Annotated in this window: 15 protein-coding genes; 6 read left to right on the forward strand and 9 right to left on the reverse strand. The window is 68.2% G+C overall.

Annotation, left to right across the window (positions count from 1 at the left end):
• The first annotated feature begins 96 nt into the window (after positions 1 to 96).
• The gene (cckA, locus tag AC1RJ9_RS02235) at positions 97 to 2,172 is read left to right on the forward strand and encodes a cell cycle histidine kinase CckA (protein ID WP_492835104.1); all 2,076 of its coding nucleotides are present in this window, start codon (positions 97 to 99) and stop codon (positions 2,170 to 2,172) included.
• An 18-nt stretch (positions 2,173 to 2,190) separates the two neighbouring features.
• Here the strand turns inward: cckA and AC1RJ9_RS02240 are convergent, their stop codons facing one another.
• The 5 genes from AC1RJ9_RS02240 to AC1RJ9_RS02260 form a co-directional block, all read right to left on the reverse strand.
• Entirely contained in the window at positions 2,191 to 2,736 is a 546-nt protein-coding gene (locus AC1RJ9_RS02240; RefSeq protein ID WP_492835102.1) for a DUF4199 domain-containing protein, read from the reverse strand.
• A gap of 118 nt (positions 2,737 to 2,854) precedes the next feature.
• Entirely contained in the window at positions 2,855 to 3,268 is a 414-nt protein-coding gene (locus AC1RJ9_RS02245; RefSeq protein WP_492835100.1) for a response regulator transcription factor, read from the reverse strand.
• A gap of 20 nt (positions 3,269 to 3,288) precedes the next feature.
• A complete protein-coding gene (locus AC1RJ9_RS02250) occupies positions 3,289 to 3,600 on the reverse strand; it encodes a hypothetical protein (RefSeq protein WP_492835098.1) in 312 nt (103 codons plus the stop codon).
• Positions 3,601 to 3,830: 230 nt separating this feature from the next.
• Entirely contained in the window at positions 3,831 to 5,450 is a 1,620-nt protein-coding gene (locus AC1RJ9_RS02255) for an autotransporter domain-containing protein (RefSeq protein ID WP_492835096.1), read from the reverse strand.
• Between the two features lie 101 nt (positions 5,451 to 5,551).
• On the reverse strand, positions 5,552 to 6,073 hold the full coding sequence (locus tag AC1RJ9_RS02260; RefSeq protein WP_492835094.1) for a GNAT family N-acetyltransferase: 522 nt from the start codon (positions 6,071 to 6,073) through the stop codon (positions 5,552 to 5,554).
• Positions 6,074 to 6,136: 63 nt separating this feature from the next.
• On the opposite strand from AC1RJ9_RS02260, the gene AC1RJ9_RS02265 reads away from it, so the two are divergent.
• Together AC1RJ9_RS02265 and AC1RJ9_RS02270 are read left to right on the forward strand one after the other, a co-directional pair.
• A complete protein-coding gene (locus tag AC1RJ9_RS02265) occupies positions 6,137 to 6,514 on the forward strand; it encodes a nuclear transport factor 2 family protein (RefSeq protein WP_492835092.1) in 378 nt (125 codons plus the stop codon).
• 103 nt (positions 6,515 to 6,617) lie between these two features.
• Complete coding sequence (locus AC1RJ9_RS02270) at positions 6,618 to 8,441, forward strand: DUF885 domain-containing protein (protein WP_492835090.1); 1,824 nt, start codon at positions 6,618 to 6,620, stop codon at positions 8,439 to 8,441.
• Positions 8,442 to 8,487: 46 nt separating this feature from the next.
• Here the strand turns inward: AC1RJ9_RS02270 and AC1RJ9_RS02275 are convergent, their stop codons facing one another.
• A complete protein-coding gene (locus AC1RJ9_RS02275; protein WP_492835088.1) occupies positions 8,488 to 10,095 on the reverse strand; it encodes an EAL domain-containing protein in 1,608 nt (535 codons plus the stop codon).
• A gap of 279 nt (positions 10,096 to 10,374) precedes the next feature.
• Here AC1RJ9_RS02275 and recA point away from each other — a divergent pair, with 279 nt between their 5' ends.
• The 3 genes from recA (at position 10,375) to AC1RJ9_RS02290 (ending at position 15,019) form a co-directional block, all read left to right on the forward strand.
• Positions 10,375 to 11,445, forward strand: a complete 1,071-nt coding sequence (gene recA / locus AC1RJ9_RS02280; RefSeq protein WP_099580226.1) for a recombinase RecA — start codon at positions 10,375 to 10,377, stop codon at positions 11,443 to 11,445.
• 303 nt (positions 11,446 to 11,748) lie between these two features.
• Positions 11,749 to 14,394 (forward strand): alanine--tRNA ligase, encoded by a 2,646-nt coding sequence (gene alaS / locus AC1RJ9_RS02285; RefSeq protein WP_492835086.1) that lies wholly within the window; start codon positions 11,749 to 11,751, stop codon positions 14,392 to 14,394.
• 121 nt (positions 14,395 to 14,515) lie between these two features.
• On the forward strand, positions 14,516 to 15,019 hold the full coding sequence (locus tag AC1RJ9_RS02290; RefSeq protein ID WP_492835084.1) for a hypothetical protein: 504 nt from the start codon (positions 14,516 to 14,518) through the stop codon (positions 15,017 to 15,019).
• Between the two features lie 16 nt (positions 15,020 to 15,035).
• Here the strand turns inward: AC1RJ9_RS02290 and AC1RJ9_RS02295 are convergent, their stop codons facing one another.
• From AC1RJ9_RS02295 to AC1RJ9_RS02305, 3 genes are all read right to left on the reverse strand, one after another.
• Positions 15,036 to 15,980, reverse strand: coding sequence for an AEC family transporter (locus AC1RJ9_RS02295; RefSeq protein WP_492835082.1), 945 nt, complete (start codon positions 15,978 to 15,980; stop codon positions 15,036 to 15,038).
• Positions 15,981 to 15,990: 10 nt separating this feature from the next.
• Positions 15,991 to 16,569 (reverse strand): DUF2939 domain-containing protein, encoded by a 579-nt coding sequence (locus AC1RJ9_RS02300; RefSeq protein WP_492835080.1) that lies wholly within the window; start codon positions 16,567 to 16,569, stop codon positions 15,991 to 15,993.
• A gap of 176 nt (positions 16,570 to 16,745) precedes the next feature.
• On the reverse strand, positions 16,746 to 17,957 hold the full coding sequence (locus AC1RJ9_RS02305) for an NADP-dependent isocitrate dehydrogenase (protein ID WP_492835078.1): 1,212 nt from the start codon (positions 17,955 to 17,957) through the stop codon (positions 16,746 to 16,748).
• Positions 17,958 to 18,192 lie beyond the last annotated feature (235 nt).

The following is an 18,192-nucleotide window of genomic DNA, read 5'->3' on the forward strand; positions in this document are numbered from 1 at the left end:
ATTTCCGGAAAACTGACCTAGCTGTCGGGAAAGGCTATTCTTTTCCGATTACAGGTGAGTCGCGGCTTCGCCGTAACAAAGGTAACAATCCCGCCCATGGCCGATTTCCAGCTCCAGGACAAAGCTACGACCGGCGCGCCCCGCCGGCGCTTCGATCCGTGGCTGGCGGGCGCGGCGGTATTCTTCGTGGCCGCGGCGGCGTTCGCCGTGGCGCCGGCGCTGAAGGCCGGGCCGGTGACCCTGGCCGGCCTGCTGTTGCTGCTCGGCGTGGCTGGCGTGGCGATCCTGGGCCTTGTGGCCATCCGGGGCTCGGCGGTGACGGGCGCCGACGTCGACCAGGCCGAGGGCTTCATCGACGCCCTCAGCGAGCCGGCGGCCCTGGCCGCGCCGGACGGTCGTTTGCTGGCCGCCAACCTGTCCTGGCGCGAGGTGATGGGCGACCAGCGCCGCCTGCCCAAGGGCGTGGCCGGCTCCAGCCTGTTCGCCGCCCTGGTCCAGGCCCGCAAGGGCGAGATGGCGCAAGGCGTACTGCGGGCCAGTGGCGTCGACCATACGGCCAATGTCTCGCGCCTGGCGGGCGGTCGCCTGCTGATCCGTCTGACGCCGATCGTCGAGCTTGAACGCGTGGTCGAGACGCTGGCGGCCGCGCCGGTCGCCGAGCGCGTCGCCCCGCCGCCGACCACCCTGGACGCCTTCGCCGGCGCCTCGCCGTTCGGTGCGGCTCTGCTTGAGGGGCTGGACCCCTTCAAGTCGAGGGTGCTGGAGGTCAATCCGGCCCTGACGACCATGACCGGCGGCAAGGCCGGCATGGTGTTCGGAGACCTGATCGATCCGGCCTCGCGCGCCGAGGCCGAGACCCGCCTGAACGAGGGCAAGGCCGGCCCGTTCGAGGTGCGTCTGGCCCGCGATCAGACCCGCATCGCCCATCTCTATCTCTACCGCGCCGAGGGCCGTGTCGTGGCCTACATGATCGACGTGTCCGAGCAGAAGCAGATGGAGCTTCAGCTGGCCCAGTCGCAGAAGATGCAGGCCATCGGCCAGCTGGCCGGCGGCGTCGCCCACGACTTCAACAACCTGCTGACCGCCATCCAGCTGCGCCTGGACGAACTGCTGCACCGTCACCCAGTCGGCGACCCGTCGTACGAGGGCTTGAACGAAATCCGCCAGACGGGGGTGCGCGCCGCCGACCTGGTCCGCAAGCTGCTGGCCTTCTCGCGCAAGCAGACCGTCCAACGCGAAGTGCTGGACCTGGGCGAGCTGATCTCCGAGTTCGAGGTCCTGCTGCGCCGCCTGCTGCGCGAGGACGTCAAGCTGATCACCGACTACGGCCGCGACCTGCCCAAGGTGCGAGCCGACAAGAGCCAGCTCGAGACGGCGGTCATGAACCTGGCCGTCAACGCCCGCGACGCCGTTCGCGCGGCCAAGGGCGGCGGCATCGTGCGCATCCGCACGGCGCGCCTGACCCGCGACGAAGCCATCGGTCTGGGCTTCCCGGCCGCCGAGAGCGACGTCGCCTTCATCGAGGTGTCGGACGACGGTCCGGGTATCCCGCCCGACGTGATGGGCAAGATCTTCGACCCGTTCTTCACCACCAAGCCGGTGGGCGAGGGCACCGGCCTGGGCCTGGCCACGGTCTATGGCATCGTCAAGCAGAGCGATGGCTGGATCCACGTCCACAGCCGTCCGGGCGAGGGCGCGGCCTTCCGCATCTTCCTGCCCATCTACGACGCCCCGGCGGGGGCCGCCGCCGTCCAGGTCGCCGCCGAGCCGGTGAAGCCGCGCGCCGCCCGCGACCTGTCGGGCGCCGGCCGCATCCTGTTCGTCGAGGACGAGGACGCCGTCCGCAGCGTAGCCGCCCGCCTGCTGCGCGCGCGCGGCTACGAGGTGCTGGAGGCCGCCGACGGCGAGGAGGCCCTGCTGATCGCCGAGGAGCACGCTGGCACGATCGACCTGCTGATCTCCGACGTGATCATGCCCGGCATCGACGGCCCGACCCTGCTGAAGAAGGCCCGCGGCTATCTGGGCAATGCGCCGGTGATGTTCATCTCCGGCTATGCCGAGGCCGAGTTCAGCGATCTGCTGGAAGGCGAGACCGGCGTGACCTTCCTGCCCAAGCCGATCGACATCAAGACCCTGGCCGAGCGGGTCAAGCAGCAGCTGCAGGCCGCGTGAGGCTCCTCGGTCGCTCACCTATCGCGGAGCGACCGAGGCCTTGGCCGGCAGGAACTTGGAATTGCGCACCAGGGCCGCGCTGACCAGGGCGACCAGCAGGCCGACGGGGAAGATCTCGGCCATGGTCATAGGTATGCGGAATAGCGGGTTGGCGTAGCTCGCCTTCATCTGCTCCATCTGGGCGACGGCCTTCGCATAGTCCGCGCCGCTGATCCCGGCTGCCTTCTTTCGGGCCAGCATGCTGGCCGTGTACTCGTCCATGAAGCGGTAGTGGGTGATCGCCAGATAGACCTCCCAGACGGCGGCGTAGGCGATGGTCGCCACGACCGCGACGCCGAGGCCGATCAGGAAGGCCGGCCAGAACCTGATGACCCCGCCCAACGCCTTGTCGCGGTGCGACTTCACGGCCAGCAGGATCGCCGACAGGCCGATCAGCATGATCAGGTAACCTAGCCAGACGCTGCCGTGCGAATGGCCGCCGGGGTTGAAGACGATCGTCGCCAGGACCCCCAGCAGGATGATGACGCCCGAGATCAGGCCGTAGGTCAGGATGGTGCGTGTCATGGGATTCCTCCTCCGCGCCGCCCCTGCGACGCGTCCCGAAGCTGCCGTCGTCGCGCCCGCGACGGTATCGCCCGAAAGGGTGAGATCGACAGTTTCGCCCTACAGGGCGGCGGTCAAGCTAGGGGATCAGCGCCAGATCCCGGGCCTTGCCGATCGCCTGGGTGCGACGGCTGACCTCCAGCTTGGCGTAGAGGTTGGCGACGTGAGTCTTGACCGTGTTGGGCGAGAGGCCGAGGTCGCGGGCGATCTCCTTGTTGGAGCGACCGGCCGCCAGGCGCTCCAGCACCTTCATTTCCTGGCCGGTCAAGCCCAGGGCGGCGATGGCGGCGCCGTTACGCTGGAAGCTCTCGGGCCGCGCCCGCGCCGCCAGCTTCCAGCCGACCCAGACACCGCCGGCCGCGAAAGCCGCGCCGATCAGGCCGACATAGATTTGCCAGGAGAAGGCGCGGGCCACGAACCGGTACTCCAGCCACTGCAGCGCGAACGCGCCCAGCGCCAGGACCAGCGCCCACAGGAGGATCGTGCGGATCATCTCCCCCCGCATGATCCGGTTCAGCCTAGACGCGCCTTGGCCTCGGGCGGGGCGACCTGGTCGAACAGGATCTTCAGATGCTGGTCCTTGGCGTGGTCGTTGTGCAGCTCCCACGCCAGCGAGACCGGCAGGCGCAGGCGGCCGCCGTCGGGCAGACGGGCGATCAGCACGCGCCAGGAGAAGCCCTCGCCAGGATCGCCCAGTGGGTCCTGGAACTCGACCAGGGCTGGATCGCGCAGGCGGAAGCGCCGTTCGGGATGAGCCTCGAACCAGGCGCGGTCGGCCTCCGCGGTCGGATCCTTGATGACTTTGGCGGTGACTTTGCGAACCATGGACGCGTCCTAGCACCGGATGCGGAAACTTCCCAATGGGCGGTGGTCTCACGCGGAAGGGGAACCGGCCTTCGGAGAACGCGCTCCAGAAGGCCGGTCTGTCCTACGAACGCGACGCCGTCTTTCACGGCGCCGCCCGCAGTGTGTTCAGGCGAGCCCTGGCCTAGTGTCCCGATTCCGAAGTTCGCAAGCGTTCGTGGCAAGCTCCGACGAACTTCAAATCCAGCACACTAGAAGCCGAAGCGCGCCCCGATCCGCAGGCCGCCGCCCTGTCGACCGCCGCCGTAGTCGCCGCCGGCCTCCGCGAAGGTGATCATGCCGCCAGCGGACCGGTAGCTGACGCCGACGGTGACCTGGCCAAAGGTGCGGCCGCCGTCCTTCGACAGGTGCTCGCTCTCACCGCCGCTGACCAGGGTGAGGCCGTTCTTGACCGTGAAGTCGTGGACCACGAACGCCGCGCCATAGGTGGTCAGGGCGCCGCCCAGCAAGTCGTTCCGCGCCGCGCCGCGCAGGCCGGCCCTGGCGGTGAAGCCAGTGGCGTGATCGAAGTCCAGGCGCTGGCCCAGGGTCTCCATGTCGTCGAGGCGCGTGCTGACATAGTTGACGCCCAGCAGCGTCTCGTAGGCCAGATCGCCGTCGCCGAACCGATGGCCGGTCTCGACCTGGGCGCCGTAGGCGGTGCCGTCGAACTTGGCGTCGATGCCGTCGACATCGTTGCGCGCCTTGATCGACTGGCGGTCGGCCTTGGCCAGGGCGTTGAGGAAGAAGCCGCCCTGGGTCAGGGCGACATAGCCGCCGAAATTGACAACCCTAAGCTTGACCTCCTGGCCCGCGACGCCGCTGAACCGCATCTTCGCGTCGGCGTAGCCACCGGTCAGGCCCAAGGCGATGCGTCCGTCGTCCAGGCCGGCGTTGAGCAGGTCCAGACCCATCTGGCCGCCGTAGGTGGTCTGCTCGTAGTCGACGGCGACCTCGCGCTGGGCCGACGCGGCGACATCGTCATCGCGGTCCTGCCGTCCGCCATAGGTCTGCCCCCACAGGCCCGCGCCGTTGGCGGCGGAGCTGGCGTCGCGCAGGCTGGCCACATGCGCGCTCCAGGCGTCGGCCGACTGGCGCCAGACGGACCCGGCGCCCTCGGAGATCTTCAGCGCTTCATAGGTCCGCTGACCCGCCACGCCCTTCAGGCGGTAGGTGGCGGTCTTCGCGTCGAAGAGCAGGCCGTAGCGGATCAGGCCGATCTCGTAGTTCTCGATGCGGAAGGCGTCCGCCTTCGAGTCCGCGCCGGCCTGGATCAGGATGGGGCCCTTGTCGCCGGTGAGGACGGCGGTCTTCGCCGAAACGCCGCCCAGGAGAATCTGCGTGCTGCCGTTGGCGACATCGCCGACGACAAGCATGTCGGCGCCGTTCGGCCCGACATCGAGTCCCAGGCGCGCCTTGCCGGTGGCCCCGTTATAGTCGCCTGAAAGCGTCAGGACGTCGCCGACATGGCCGTTGCGCAGGTCGATCAGGCCCTGGTTCTTGAGGGCGTCGAGCGACAGCAGGGACACTTTCACGGGGGCCGTCGCGCCGGCGCCGACCGTGATGACGTCGTTGTTCACCAGCGTGTCGGAGCCGGCGAGGAAATCGACGTCCGCGGTAAGGTCGACGGGACCGTTGTTGGTGACCTCGTCGTCACCGTCCGTGAGCGGCTTGTCGCCGAAGATCGGGCTGGCCTTGGAAGGATCGTCGGCATGGGCGGCGACGGGCGACAGCAGCAGCATCGGGGCGAGGATGGCCGAGAGCGCGGTCGACGCGCGGAATCGGCCCGTGGCCGGCGTGAGCGCGCCAGCCCGGTGAGCAGAACTCAACACTTACTTGGACTCCGTAAGCGATCGCGCCCCCGCGACGCCGCGGAACCTATGGGGCGCGACGGCCCGGATCAAGCTGAAGTTTCGTAAAAACTGTACAAGCGTTACCGGCGCCGCTCCAGCACCACGATCGGCGAGCCCCTGAACGTCGTGTGGGTCTTCAGCGTGAAGCCGACCTTGGCGGCAAGGGCCAGGGAGGCGGCGTTTTCGGGGTCGATGATGCAAGGCACGACCGGCGGGGCAAGGGTCTCGTCGATCCAGGCCAGGCCCGCGCGGACCGCCTCCGCACCGAAGCCCTGACCGTGCGACCAGGCCGACAGCACCCAGCCCATCTCCGGCAGGCCGTACAGGCTGGGCTGGATATCGCGGCGCAGGTCGGCGAAGCCGACCTCGCCGACATAGCGGCCGGTCGAGGTCTCGCGCACCGCCCAGTAGCCGAAGCCCAGCACCTCCCACAGGCCCCGGGCCCGCATCAGCCGCGTCCAGGTCTCCTCGTCGGTGAACGGACGCGCGCCGACGTGGCGGACCACCACCGGATCGGCCCACATGTCGCGGCTGTCCTCGAAGTCGCTGAGTGTCGGGGGCGCCAGGGTCAGGCGGGCGGTGGTCAGGGTCGGTGCGGGCATCGCGGCTCTGAGTTTGCGTCGAACAATGAGCAAGCTACACCGGCGCGCAGAGTAGGGAAGACCATGACCACGCCGGAAGACGCCATCGCCGCCCGCCGCAAGCTGACCAACAAGCTGATCGCCGCCAAGGACGCCGCGCGCCTGCGGCCGTTCTTCGATCCGCGCGTCACCCTGATCGCGGGCGACGGCTCGCTGCTGCTGGGGGCCGAGGACGTGCTGGCCGCCTTCGCCAGCCAGTTCGCCGAGAAGGGCTTCGGGGCCTACGTCCGCACGACGGAAGAGATCAGCCTGAACGCCGAGGGGACCCGCGCCGCCGAGCGCGGTCGCTGGGTCGGCCAATGGAAGGACGCTCCCGAGCAGTCGGGGACCTACCTGGCCACCTGGAAGAAGGTCACCGGCCAGTGGGTGATCGAGAACGAACTGTTCGTGACGCTGGTGTGAGCTTGGTGATTGTAATCGCCCGCATGACGCGGAATTAATTTCGCCAAAGCCGGGCGGGGGCTTACGCCTTCGCCCTCAATTAGGGGCCCGGGGAGGAAAAGCCTTGCTCAACCGTCGTCAAATGATGTTCGCCACCGCAGCGGCCGGCTTCGCCGCCACCGGCGGCGCGCCGTCCATGGCCTTCGCGCGCGAAGGCGAGGTCGCCAAGCTTAACGCCCTGTTCGACGAGATCATGGCCAAGCAGCTGCGCCAGTCGCCCGAGACGGCGACCGGCCTGGGCCTGGACAGCGGTGACCTGGCCTGGACCAAGGGGCTGCTCAGCGACCGCTCGTTCGCCGCCATCAAGTCGGGCGCGGCCCAGACCTCCCAGCAACTGGCCGCCCTGCGCGGCATCGACCGCCGCGCTCTGAAGGGCATGGACGCCGCCAACTACGACACCGTCGAGTTCGTGCTGGCGGTGCAGGACGAGGGCAACAAGAAGTTCACCTACGGCGGCGGCGGTTCGGGCGCGCCCTACGTGCTCAGCCAACTGACCGGCAGCTACCAGCAGATGCCGGACTTCCTCGACACCCAGCACAGCATCGAGACCAAGGCCGACGCCGACGCCTATCTGTCGCGCATGGAGGGCTTCGCCCGCCTGATGGATCAGGAAAGCGCGATCGCGAAGCAGGACTTCGCCGACGGCGTGATCCCGCCGGACTTCATCATCGACAAGACCCTGGTCCAGATGAAGGCCTTCGCCGACACCCCGACGGCCGACGCGCCGCTGGTCAAGTCGATCGCGCGCCGGACGAAAGACAAGAAGATCGCGGGCGACTGGGCCGCCGAGGCCTCGCGGATCTACGAAGGCTCGGTCCTGCCGGCCCTGAAGCGTCAGATCGCCCTGCTGGAGAGCGTCCGTGGCAAGGCCACCCACGACGCCGGCGTGTGGCGCCTGAAGGACGGCGGCGACTACTACGCCGTGTCGCTGAAGAACTACACGACCTCGGACCTGAAGCCGGACGAGATCCACCAGCTGGGCCTGGACCTGGTGAAGTCGATCAACGTCGAGGCCGACAAGCTCTTCAAGAGCATCGGCATGACCAAGGGCACGGTCGGCGAGCGCCTGGCCAAGCTGGGCGAGGACATCTATCCGAACACCGACGCGGCCAAGGAACAGCTGATCAAGGACCTGAACGAAAAGGCCGCCTGGATCCAGAAGCAGCTGCCAGCCTATTTCGGCGCCCTGCCCAAGGCGCCGCTGGAGATCCGCCGCGTGCCCAAGGCCATCGAGGCCGGCGCGCCGGGCGGCTACTACAACTCGCCCTCGCTCGACGGCAAGCGTCCAGGCATCTACTGGATCAACCTGCGCGACACCAAGGAACAGGCCAAGTACACCCTGACCACCCTGACGGTGCACGAGGGCGTCCCGGGCCACCACCTGCAGCTGTCGATCTCGAACGAGGCCAAGGGCCTGCCCATGATCCGCAAGATCATCGGCTTCTCGGGCTACACCGAGGGCTGGGCGCTCTATTCCGAGCAGTTGGCCGTCGAGATGGGCATCTACAAAACCGATCCGCGCGGTCACATCGGCATGCTGCACGACGCCCTGTTCCGCGCCGTCCGCCTCGTGGTCGACACCGGCATGCACTACAAGAAGTGGAGCCGCGAGCAGGCCGTGAAGTACATGGCCGAGACCATGGGCGACGAGGAGAGCGGCGCGATCACCGAGATCGAACGCTACGTCGTGTGGCCGGGTCAGGCCTGCAGCTACATGATCGGCAAGATCGTCTGGCTGCGGGCCCGGGCCAAGGCCCAGAAGGCGCTCGGCAAGAAGTTCGACATCCGCGAGTTCCACGACGCGGGCCTGCTCTCGGGCATGACCCCGCTGACCACGCTGGAACGCGTGATCGACGACTACATCGTCAGCAAGGGCGGCAAGGCCTGAGCTAGCTGGAAATCTCCTCCCCCAGGCGGGGGAGGAGGGTTATGGTCTACCCCCAGCTCTCCGACGCTCCTGTCCGGCGGGCCACCGCGGCGACCGCGGGGGTGGGGCGCAAGGGCGGGCTCGGCTTGTCGGCTGGCTTGCCATAGAGCCAGCCCTGGGCGAAGTCGACGCCGGCCGCGCGGACGATATCGGCCACCTCCACCGTCTCGACCATCTCGGCCACGGTGCGGATCTTCAGATCCTGGCACAGCTCGACCAGACGACGCACCAGGGCGCCATCGCGCCCATTGTCGGCCAACTCGCGGACATAGCGGCCGTCGATCTTGACGATGTCGAGCGACAGCTGCTGCAGATAGGCGAACGACGACGAGCCCGCGCCGAAGTCGTCCAGGCAGACCATCGAGCCCAGGCTGCGCAGGCTTTGGATATGGCGGTTGGCGCGCGGCAGGTCGTCGATCGCGGCCGTCTCCGTGACCTCGAAGATCAGCCGGCCCTTGGCTTCGTCGTGCTTGGACAGCAGGCGGCCGACGTGGTCGACGAAGGTCTCGTTGACGATCGTTCGTCCCGAGACGTTCACCGCCAGCTTCAGCTTCCGGTCCTGGTCGTTGGACAGCTTCTTCACCGCCTGTTCGACGATGGCATGGTCCAGCTCCTCGATCAGGTCGAATTCCTCGGCCATGCGGATCAGGGCGAACGGGCTGCCGCCGTCCTCGAAGCGCACCAGCACCTCGTGATGGTGCGCCTGACCGGTCATCAGCGACACGACCGGCTGGTAGGCGAGGTTGAAGCGGCGCTGGCTGACAGCCACGCCCAGGGCGCCGGCGCGGGCCAGGGTGCGCTTCACGGACCGGTTCATCGCCTCCGACAGCGTCATCGGCGGCATGTCCTTCAGGCCCTCGCGCAGGAAGTCGTCGAGGGCGTAGCGAAGCGCGCGAAGCGCGCGGGCCGAGCTGCCGCCGGCCTCCAGCGGCACGATGTGGGCGCGGGCCTCGGCGCTGACCATGCGGGTCAGGCGCTTGATCATGTTGTCCGGACGGTCGTCGCGGGTGCGCAGCAGGGCGAAACGATCGGGCGACAGCTGGGTGGCGGCCGAACCGCCGTGTGACTCGGCGCGCACGGCGCTGGCCACGCGCATGTCGAGGGCGACCGCCTCACCGGGCGGCAGGCCGTCACGCATCGTCTCCAGGCCGGCGAACTCGACCATGGCCAGTTCCAGCTCCAGGCCGGTGACGCGGGCGGCCTCGAACAGACCCTTGGCGATGTCGTCGAACGACTCGCGGGGATGCAGCGTACCGGCCGTCAGCGGCGGACCGGCCGACTGGGCGGCGGTGACGGCCAGCGAGACCCGGCCGTCGTTCTCGGGCAGGGCGCGCAGGATCACGCGGACGTGGCGATTTCCGGGGCCACCGAGGCGCAGCACCACCGGACCACGGCGCACGCCGTCGTCGGCGCAGTTCAGCATGGCGTCCATCAACGGCTGGTCATCGGGGTGGAACAGGTGCGGCCACACCTTGCCGGTCAGCCCCGCCTCGCTTTGGCCCATGACCTTCTGCGCGGCGCCCAGCACCAGGCGCACGCGGCCGTTTTGCAGTTCGACGAGGAGATCGGCGCTGGCGAACGCCAGGCCCAGAAGGCGACGCGGATCGATAGACAAGTCGGTAGTCCCCCCAGAAAACCGGGCCCCCAAGAAGCGGCGAAGCTGGCATGACGGGACTTAAAGAGCCGTTTCGGGCCGGGACGGGCGACCTCATATCCGGTTATCGCTGGTGCGACATTATGACCTACGACAGAAACGGTCGTTTCTATGGAGGGGAACATCTTGCGAACGTGGAACAAAGGGCGTACGACTTGATCATGTTCCACAGGTCGTTGGGACGCGGCGCGGGAAGCGCCGATCGGGCGACCGGAATCATGGGATAGAGGGCGGACAACAATGGCTAGTCAGGCGGCTTTGAAACTCGTGGGCAAAGAAGAAGGCGACAAGCAACGCGCGCTAGAGGCGGCTCTCGCCCAGATCGACCGCGCGTTCGGCAAGGGCTCGGTGATGAAGCTGGGCGAAAAGGGCAAGGTCGAGATGGAGTCGGTGTCGACGGGCTCGCTGGGCCTCGACATCGCGCTTGGCATCGGCGGCCTGCCCAAGGGGCGGATCATCGAGATCTATGGCCCTGAAAGCTCGGGTAAGACGACCCTGGCCCTGCACGTGGTGGCCGAGGTCCAGAAGGCCGGCGGCACCGCCGCCTTCGTCGACGCCGAGCACGCCCTGGATCCGGGCTATGCGTTCAAGCTGGGCGTCAATCTGGACAATCTGCTGGTCTCGCAGCCTGACAACGGCGAACAGGCCCTGGAGATCACCGACACCCTGGTGCGTTCGGGCGCCGTAGACATCGTCGTGATCGACTCGGTCGCGGCCCTGACGCCGAAGGCTGAAATCGAAGGCGAGATGGGCGACAGCCTGCCGGGCCTGCAGGCCCGTCTGATGAGCCAGGCGCTGCGCAAGCTGACCGCCTCGATCAACAAGGCCAACACCATCGTCATCTTCATCAACCAGATCCGTCACAAGATCGGCGTGATGTACGGCAGCCCGGAAACGACCACGGGCGGCAACGCGCTGAAGTTCTACGCCTCGGTGCGCCTGGATATCCGCCGCACCGGATCGGTGAAGGTGCGTGACGAGATCATCGGCAACAACGTTCGTGTGAAGGTGGTCAAGAACAAGGTCGCCCCGCCGTTCCGCGAGGTCGAGTTCGACATCATGTACGGCGAGGGCATCTCCAAGCTGGGCGAAGTCATCGACCTGGGCGTCAAGGCCGGGATCATCGACAAGGCCGGCTCGTGGTTCTCGTACGGCAGCCAGCGCATCGGCCAGGGCCGCGACAATGTCCGCGAGTTCCTGAAGACCAATCCCGACGTCGCCGCCTCCATCGAGGCCGCGGTTCGCAAGTCGTCGCAGAAGATCGAGGAAGAGCTTCTGGTCGGCGGCCCGGAGGACGGCGAGGAGGAATAGTCTCCTCGCGAGGTTTCGCGGCCCTCGCCCGACCCCGGGCGTCCCCGCCTTCAACACGCCCGCGGCCGGACCGCCGCGAGGGCCGCGATCGCAGGCCGCCTGGACCCCATGCCAGGCGGCCTTTTTCGTTCGTCGGACGAGGATGCTCCCCCGCATCGCGGGGGAGCATCGGCGCGCCCAACCCGCCCTTTTCCGCTCCGTCCCGAGCCCCCATCTGCCGAGTCGGTTTCCCCTTCGCCAAAAACCGCGCTATGCAGCGCGCGACTCCCGGCCGCTCGCCGGACGCCCAGACTTGAGACGCTCATGCCCAGCCTGAACGAGATCCGCAGCACCTTCCTCGACTATTTCGGCAAGGCCGATCACGCCGTCGTTCCGTCGGCGCCGCTGGTGCCGCAGAACGATCCGACCCTGCTGTTCGTCAATGCCGGCATGGTGCCGTTCAAGAACGTGTTCACCGGCGCCGAGACCCCGGCCTATCCGCGCGCGGCCAGCTCGCAGAAGTGCGTCCGCGCCGGCGGCAAGCACAACGACCTGGACAATGTCGGCTATACCGCCCGCCACCACACCTTCTTCGAGATGCTGGGCAACTTCTCGTTCGGCGACTACTTCAAGGAACAGGCGATCCACCATGCCTGGACCCTGCTGACCCGCGAGTTCAAGCTGCCGAGGGAAAAGCTGCTGGTCACGGTCTACCACACCGACGACGAGGCGGCGGACCTGTGGAAGAAGATCGCCGGCCTGTCCGACGATCGCATCATCCGCATCCCGACCAGCGACAACTTCTGGTCGATGGGCGACACCGGCCCCTGCGGCCCGTGCTCGGAAATCTTCTTCGACCATGGCGAAGGCATCCCTGGCGGCCCTCCGGGCAGCCCCGATGAGGACGGCGATCGCTTCATCGAGATCTGGAACCTGGTGTTCATGCAGTTCGAGCAGTTGGCCGGCGGCGAGCGCGTCGCGCTGCCCAAGCCCTCGATCGACACCGGCATGGGTCTGGAGCGCGTCGCGGCCGTGCTGCAGGGCGTGCACAACAACTACGATGTCGACCTGTTCAAGGCCCTGATCGCCGCCAGCGTCGAACTGACCGGCGTCAAGGCCGAAGGCGCGGAAGCGCCTTCGCACCGGGTCATCGCCGACCACCTGCGCTCGTCCTCGTTCCTGCTGGCCGACGGCGTCACCCCGTCGAACGAAGGCCGTGGCTACGTCCTGCGCCGCATCATGCGTCGCGCCATGCGTCACGCCTATCTGCTGGGCGCGCAGGAGCCCCTGATGCACCGTCTGGCCCCCACCCTGGTGGCCGAGATGGGCCAGGCCTATCCGGAGCTGCGCCGCGCCGAGGCCTCGATCGTCGAGACCCTGCGCCAGGAGGAAGAGCGCTTCCGCGTCACCCTGGGTCGCGGCATGGGCCTGCTGGACGAGGCGACCGCCAACCTGACCGCCGGCGGCGTGCTGGACGGCGAGACCGCCTTCAAGCTCTATGACACCTACGGTTTCCCGCTGGACCTGACCCAGGACGCCGTGCGCGCCAAGGGCCTGACCGTCGACACCGACGCGTTCGACGCGGCGATGCAGAAGCAGCGCGACATGGCGCGCGCTAACTGGGCCGGCTCGGGCCAGCAGGCCGGCGCGGCCGCCTGGTTCGCGATCAAGGAAAAGGCCGGCGCCACGAACTTCGTCGGCTACGAGACCACCGAGACCACGGGCGTCGTGAAGGCGATCGTCGTCGATGGGGTCGAGGTCGAAAGCGCCACGGGCGGGGCGACCGTCGAGGTGCTGCTGGATCGCACCAGCTTCTACGCCGAGAGCGGCGGTCAGGCCGGCGACACCGGCGTACTGGAAGCCAACGGTCGCGAGAACCTCGTGATCGACACCCAGAAGCAGGCCGGTGAGCTCTATGTGCATCGCGTCGAACTGTCGGGCGATCTGAAGGTCGGCGACCAGGTCGTGGCCTCGGTTAACGCCGAGCGCCGCCACACCACCCGTTCCAACCACTCGGCCGCTCACCTGGTGCACGCCGCCCTGCACCATGTGCTGGGTCCGCACGTCGCCCAGAAAGGCCAGATGGTCGACGGCGAGCGCATGCGCTTCGACTTCAGCCACGGCGGCCCGCTGACGGCCGAGGAGCTCGACAAGATCGAGGCCGAGGTCAACGCGGTCATCCGCCAGAACGTCCCGGCCGAGACTAAGGAAATGGCCCCGCAGGAGGCCATCGAGGCCGGCGCCGTGGCCCTGTTCGGCGAAAAGTACGGCGACAGCGTCCGCGTGCTCACGCTCGGCAAGTCGCTGAGCGATGAGGCCAAGGCCTATTCGGTCGAGCTGTGCGGCGGCACCCACGTGGCCCGCACGGGCGATATCGCCCTGTTCAAGATCGTCTCGGAGCAGGGTGTCGCCGCCGGCGTGCGTCGCATCGAGGCCCTGACCGGCGAGGCGGCCCGCCGCTTCCTGCTGGACCAGGCGGGCGTGGCCAAGTCGCTGGCCGACCAGTTCAAGACTCCGGTGGCCGAGGTGACGCTGCGCGTCGACGCCCTGATCGCCGACCGCAAGCGTCTTGAGAAGGAACTGGCCGAAGCCAAGAAGCAGCTGGCCCTGGGCGGTGGCGGCGGCGCGGCGGCGGGTCCGGAAGACGTCAATGGCGTCGCTCTGATCGCCCGTGTCCTGGACGGCGTCGGCGGCAAGGAGCTGCGCGGCGTCGCCGAGGAGTTCAAGAAGCAGCTGACCTCGGGCGTCGTGGCCCTGGTTGGCACAAGCGACGGCAAGGCTGCGGTCACCGTGGCCGTGACCGCCGACCTGACGGCCAAGTTCAGCGCCGCCGACCTCGCCAAGGCCGCCGTGATCGCCATGGGCGGCCAGGGCGCGGGCGGCAAGGCCGACTTCGCCCAGGGCGGCGCGCCGGACGACAGCAAGGCCAGCGAAGGCCTTGCCGCCGTGAAGGCGATCCTGGCCGGCTGATCGGCCTGACAGTTCGAATGACGAAGGGGACGCTGTGAGGCGTCCCCTTTTTCATGCCCGAAGCTTGACGGCGCGCTCGCTTCCATGTTGATTTACGCCTGTAGTCTTCTGGGGCGACGAGATGCGTAACTGGATCGGACTGGCGCTCCTGATGGGGCTCACCGCCTGCGACCAGACCCAGTCCCCGTCGACCGCCATCCCGCCGCCGTCGTTCTGGCGCGTCGAGATCATCGAGGACTCCGGCGGCCAGGCCGGCGCGGTCGAGGTCTGCGCCAATCCGGAGATCTTCGCGGCCTTCTCCCGCGCCGAGCCCAGCATCGCCGGCCAACCGTGCCAGCCCTACGGCAAGCCCGCGACCGACACGCCGACCGACTATGCCGGACGCTGCGAGGCAAGCGGACAGCGCTATGGCCTCTACGTCTCGACCAAGGGCGACCGCGCCAGCGACTTCACCGTCCGCTTCGCCCTGCAGCCGCTTCAGGCCGACATCGGCACGGTCGTGCAGGCCCGCCGTTACCGCCGCCTCGGCGACTGCCCCGCCGGCTGGAAGGCCGGCGACCAAGCCAAGGTCGGCGGCGGGCCGGCCTCGAACCTGCTCGCCCCCAAGGGCCAGCCCACCCCTTGAGAAAGGCCGACACGCCCTAGCTGACGCGGGCTGTCAGCAGCAGCGCGACGATGGACAGGGTCACCGCCGAGGCGGCCGTGGTCAGGGCCACGATCCGCGCCGCGCCGCGTGGCCAGACGCCATAGGCGCGAGTCTGGATGAAGACGTTGACCGCCGTCGGCGCGGCCGCCAGCAGGGTCGCGCCGGCGCGGAAGAGGGGCGGGGCCGGGGTCAGGCCGACGGCCAGCCAGACCAGCAGCGGGAAGGCGGCCAGCTTGACGAGCGTGGCCAGGACCACCGGCGCGGTCGCTGGGGCGGCCTCGTCCTCCGCCTCGCTCAGGCCTAGGGCCGCGCCCAGCGCCACCAGGCCGACCGGACTGCCCGAGGCGGCGGCCATGCCGACAGCGCGGTCCAGCGGCTCGGGCAGGGCGATGTCCAGCAGGGCCAGGGCGACGCCGCCGAGGGCCGCGGCCACGACCGGATTGCGGAACGCCTGCGCGGTCGAGCGCCAGACCGACCGACCGGCCGCCCAGCCCAGCAGGCCCACCCCGGCGGTCGCCAGCACCGCGAAGTCGATGGCCACCACGCCCGCGGCCAGCCGCGCGGCTTCGGCCCCGAGGACCGCGGCGGTGACGGGCAGGGCCAGGAAGGCGCTGTTGCCGACGCCGGACGCCATGCCTGCCCCGGCGCGCTCGGCCCGGTTCCAGCCCAGCGTACGGCCCGCCGCCACGGTCGCGGCCATCAGCAGAAGGCCGATACAGGCATAGGCGACCAGGCCCAGGATCAGGTCATGGCTGGGCCGGCCCAGGCGCGACAGCGAGTGAATCAGCAGGGCGGGAAAGCCGACCCAGTAGACATAGGTCGACAGACCTTGGGTCATCCGTCCGTCCAGCAGGCGCAGCCGGGCGAGGGCCACGCCGGCGCCGACCAGCAGGAAGAAAGGCCAGACCCGGGCCAGAACGTCGAGGACGAGAGGCGTCACGAGAGGTGGATCAACCTTGGCGCTCGTCGCCGGGCAGGCGGATATGCACCAGCTTCCAGGTGAACAGCGCCCTGCGCTCGAAGGTGAAGATCGTGACCCTGCCGCTGCCGTCCGGTCGCTTGACCGCGATGCGCACGCGGTTGGGGTCCCAATAGGCGATGCCGGGATAGGGGCCCTTGATGGTGTCCTTGACCTGGTCGCCCAGCGAAGCATCGCGGGACATGGCGGGTGGGGCCTTGCCAGGGGCGTAGCCCCGGGTCAGGGCCGAGACGCCGGCCACGGTCAGGTAGCGGTCGACCTTGGGTTCGGGCGGGGCGAGCGGTTCGATGGCCTTCCTGAAGACGTTGAGCGGGTCGCGCCAGATCGACGGGGCTTCCGGCTGGGCGGCGGGGGCCTCGGCCACCAGCTGGCCGGTCAGGCTGCGGCGCACGGCGGGGAAGTCGACCAACTCGCCGATCGCCTGCACGTCCTCGTACTGGGCGGCGGCTTTCAGGGCGCGGAACGCGAACCATGGCGCGGTGGCGAAGGCGGCGGCGAAGACGAAGATCGCCAGCACGATCAGGTCCCAGATCCGCTTCTGCAGGGTCATGCCGCCTCCGAAAGGTTAACGCCGGATATCCCAGCTATCGCCGTTCCCCGCAAGACCGCTCGCGCGAGAGGCGCGAAGGGGGGGAGAGGGGGGCTGGCGAAGTGACCCGCGGAAACGAAAAACGCCCCGGAGGCGATCCTCCGGGGCGTTCTCGTTCAGGCCGGAGCCCGGAGTGCCTAGGCCATGGCCTTCTTCAGGTTCTCGTCGATCTTGTCGAGGAAGCCTTCGGTGGTCAGCCAGCCTTGCTTGTCGCCGACCAGCAGCGCCAGGTCCTTGGTCATGAAGCCGCTTTCGACCGTGTCGATGCAGACCTTTTCCAGGGTCAGGGCGAAATTGGCCAGGTCCTGGTTGTTGTCCAGCTTGGCGCGGTGGGCCAGGCCACGCGTCCAGGCGAAGATCGAGGCGATCGAGTTGGTCGAGGTGCTCTCGCCCTTCTGATGCTGGCGGTAGTGCCGGGTGACGGTGCCGTGTGCGGCTTCGGCTTCCACCGTCTTGCCGTCCGGCGTCATCAGCACCGAGGTCATCAGGCCCAGCGAGCCGAAGCCCTGGGCGACGATGTCCGACTGCACGTCGCCGTCGTAGTTCTTGCAGGCCCAGACGTAGCCGCCCGACCACTTCAGCGCCGAGGCGACCATGTCGTCGATCAGGCGGTGTTCGTAGTGGATGCCCTTGGCCTTGAAGGCCTCGGCGTATTCGGCGTCGAAGATCTCCTGGAAGATGTCCTTGAAGCGACCGTCATAGGCCTTGAGGATCGTGTTCTTCGTGGAGAGGTACACCGGATAGCCGCGGCCCAGGCCGTAGGCGAACGAGGCGTGGGCGAAGTCGCGGATCGAATCGTCCAGATTGTACATGCCCATGGCCACGCCGGCGCCGGGAGCCTTGTAGATCTCGTGCTCGATGACCGCGCCGTCCTCGCCGACGAATTTCATCGTCAGGGTGCCCTTGCCCGGGAACAGGAAGTCGGTGGCCTTGTACTGGTCGCCGAAGGCGTGGCGGCCGACGATGATCGGCTGGGTCCAGCCCGGCACCAGGCGCGGCACGTTCTGGCAGATGATCGGTTCGCGGAAGATCACGCCGCCCAGGATGTTGCGGATCGTGCCGTTCGGCGACTTCCACATCTTCTTCAGATTGAATTCCTTCACGCGGGCCTCGTCCGGCGTGATGGTGGCGCACTTGACGGCGACGCCATGCTTCTTGGTCGCGTTGGCCGCGTCGATCGTCACCTGGTCGTCGGTGGCGTCGCGGTTCTCGACCGACAGGTCGTAGTAGTCCAGCTCGAGGTCGAGATACGGGAAGATCAGCTTGTCCTTGATGAGCTTCCAGATGATGCGGGTCATTTCATCGCCGTCCATGTCGACGACGGGATTGGCGACTTTGATCTTGGCCATTGCGGGGATGTTCCTCTGGCGGTGGCGCGACTGTGGCGATCTGGCGCACAGGGCCAGGAAGCGGCGCGGTCCGGGAGGCTATAGACTGTTGCGTCGCGGGGGAAAAGCGGGTCGGTTGGACCTCGTGATCAAGTTCGGTTTTCCAGCGTAGGGTTTCGAGGGCGACGGCCCAGGGGCGCGGGCCAGGCCGTGTTTCTTGAAGCACGGCTCTTTCTTGAGGACGCGAGCCGGTCTG

The sequence above is a fragment of the Caulobacter sp. GW822-FHT07D08 genome (assembly GCF_058798735.1).

Coding starts and splice junctions, on each gene's coding strand:
- cckA (WP_492835104.1), top strand. CDS start 97: ATGGCCGATTTCCAGCTCCAGGACAAAGCTACGACCGGCGCGCCCCGC.
- AC1RJ9_RS02240 (WP_492835102.1), bottom strand. CDS start 2,736: ATGACACGCACCATCCTGACCTACGGCCTGATCTCGGGCGTCATCATC.
- AC1RJ9_RS02245 (WP_492835100.1), bottom strand. CDS start 3,268: ATGATCCGCACGATCCTCCTGTGGGCGCTGGTCCTGGCGCTGGGCGCG.
- AC1RJ9_RS02250 (WP_492835098.1), bottom strand. CDS start 3,600: ATGGTTCGCAAAGTCACCGCCAAAGTCATCAAGGATCCGACCGCGGAG.
- AC1RJ9_RS02260 (WP_492835094.1), bottom strand. CDS start 6,073: ATGCCCGCACCGACCCTGACCACCGCCCGCCTGACCCTGGCGCCCCCG.
- AC1RJ9_RS02265 (WP_492835092.1), top strand. CDS start 6,137: ATGACCACGCCGGAAGACGCCATCGCCGCCCGCCGCAAGCTGACCAAC.
- recA (WP_099580226.1), top strand. CDS start 10,375: ATGGCTAGTCAGGCGGCTTTGAAACTCGTGGGCAAAGAAGAAGGCGAC.
- alaS (WP_492835086.1), top strand. CDS start 11,749: ATGCCCAGCCTGAACGAGATCCGCAGCACCTTCCTCGACTATTTCGGC.
- AC1RJ9_RS02290 (WP_492835084.1), top strand. CDS start 14,516: ATGCGTAACTGGATCGGACTGGCGCTCCTGATGGGGCTCACCGCCTGC.
- AC1RJ9_RS02300 (WP_492835080.1), bottom strand. CDS start 16,569: ATGACCCTGCAGAAGCGGATCTGGGACCTGATCGTGCTGGCGATCTTC.
- AC1RJ9_RS02305 (WP_492835078.1), bottom strand. CDS start 17,957: ATGGCCAAGATCAAAGTCGCCAATCCCGTCGTCGACATGGACGGCGAT.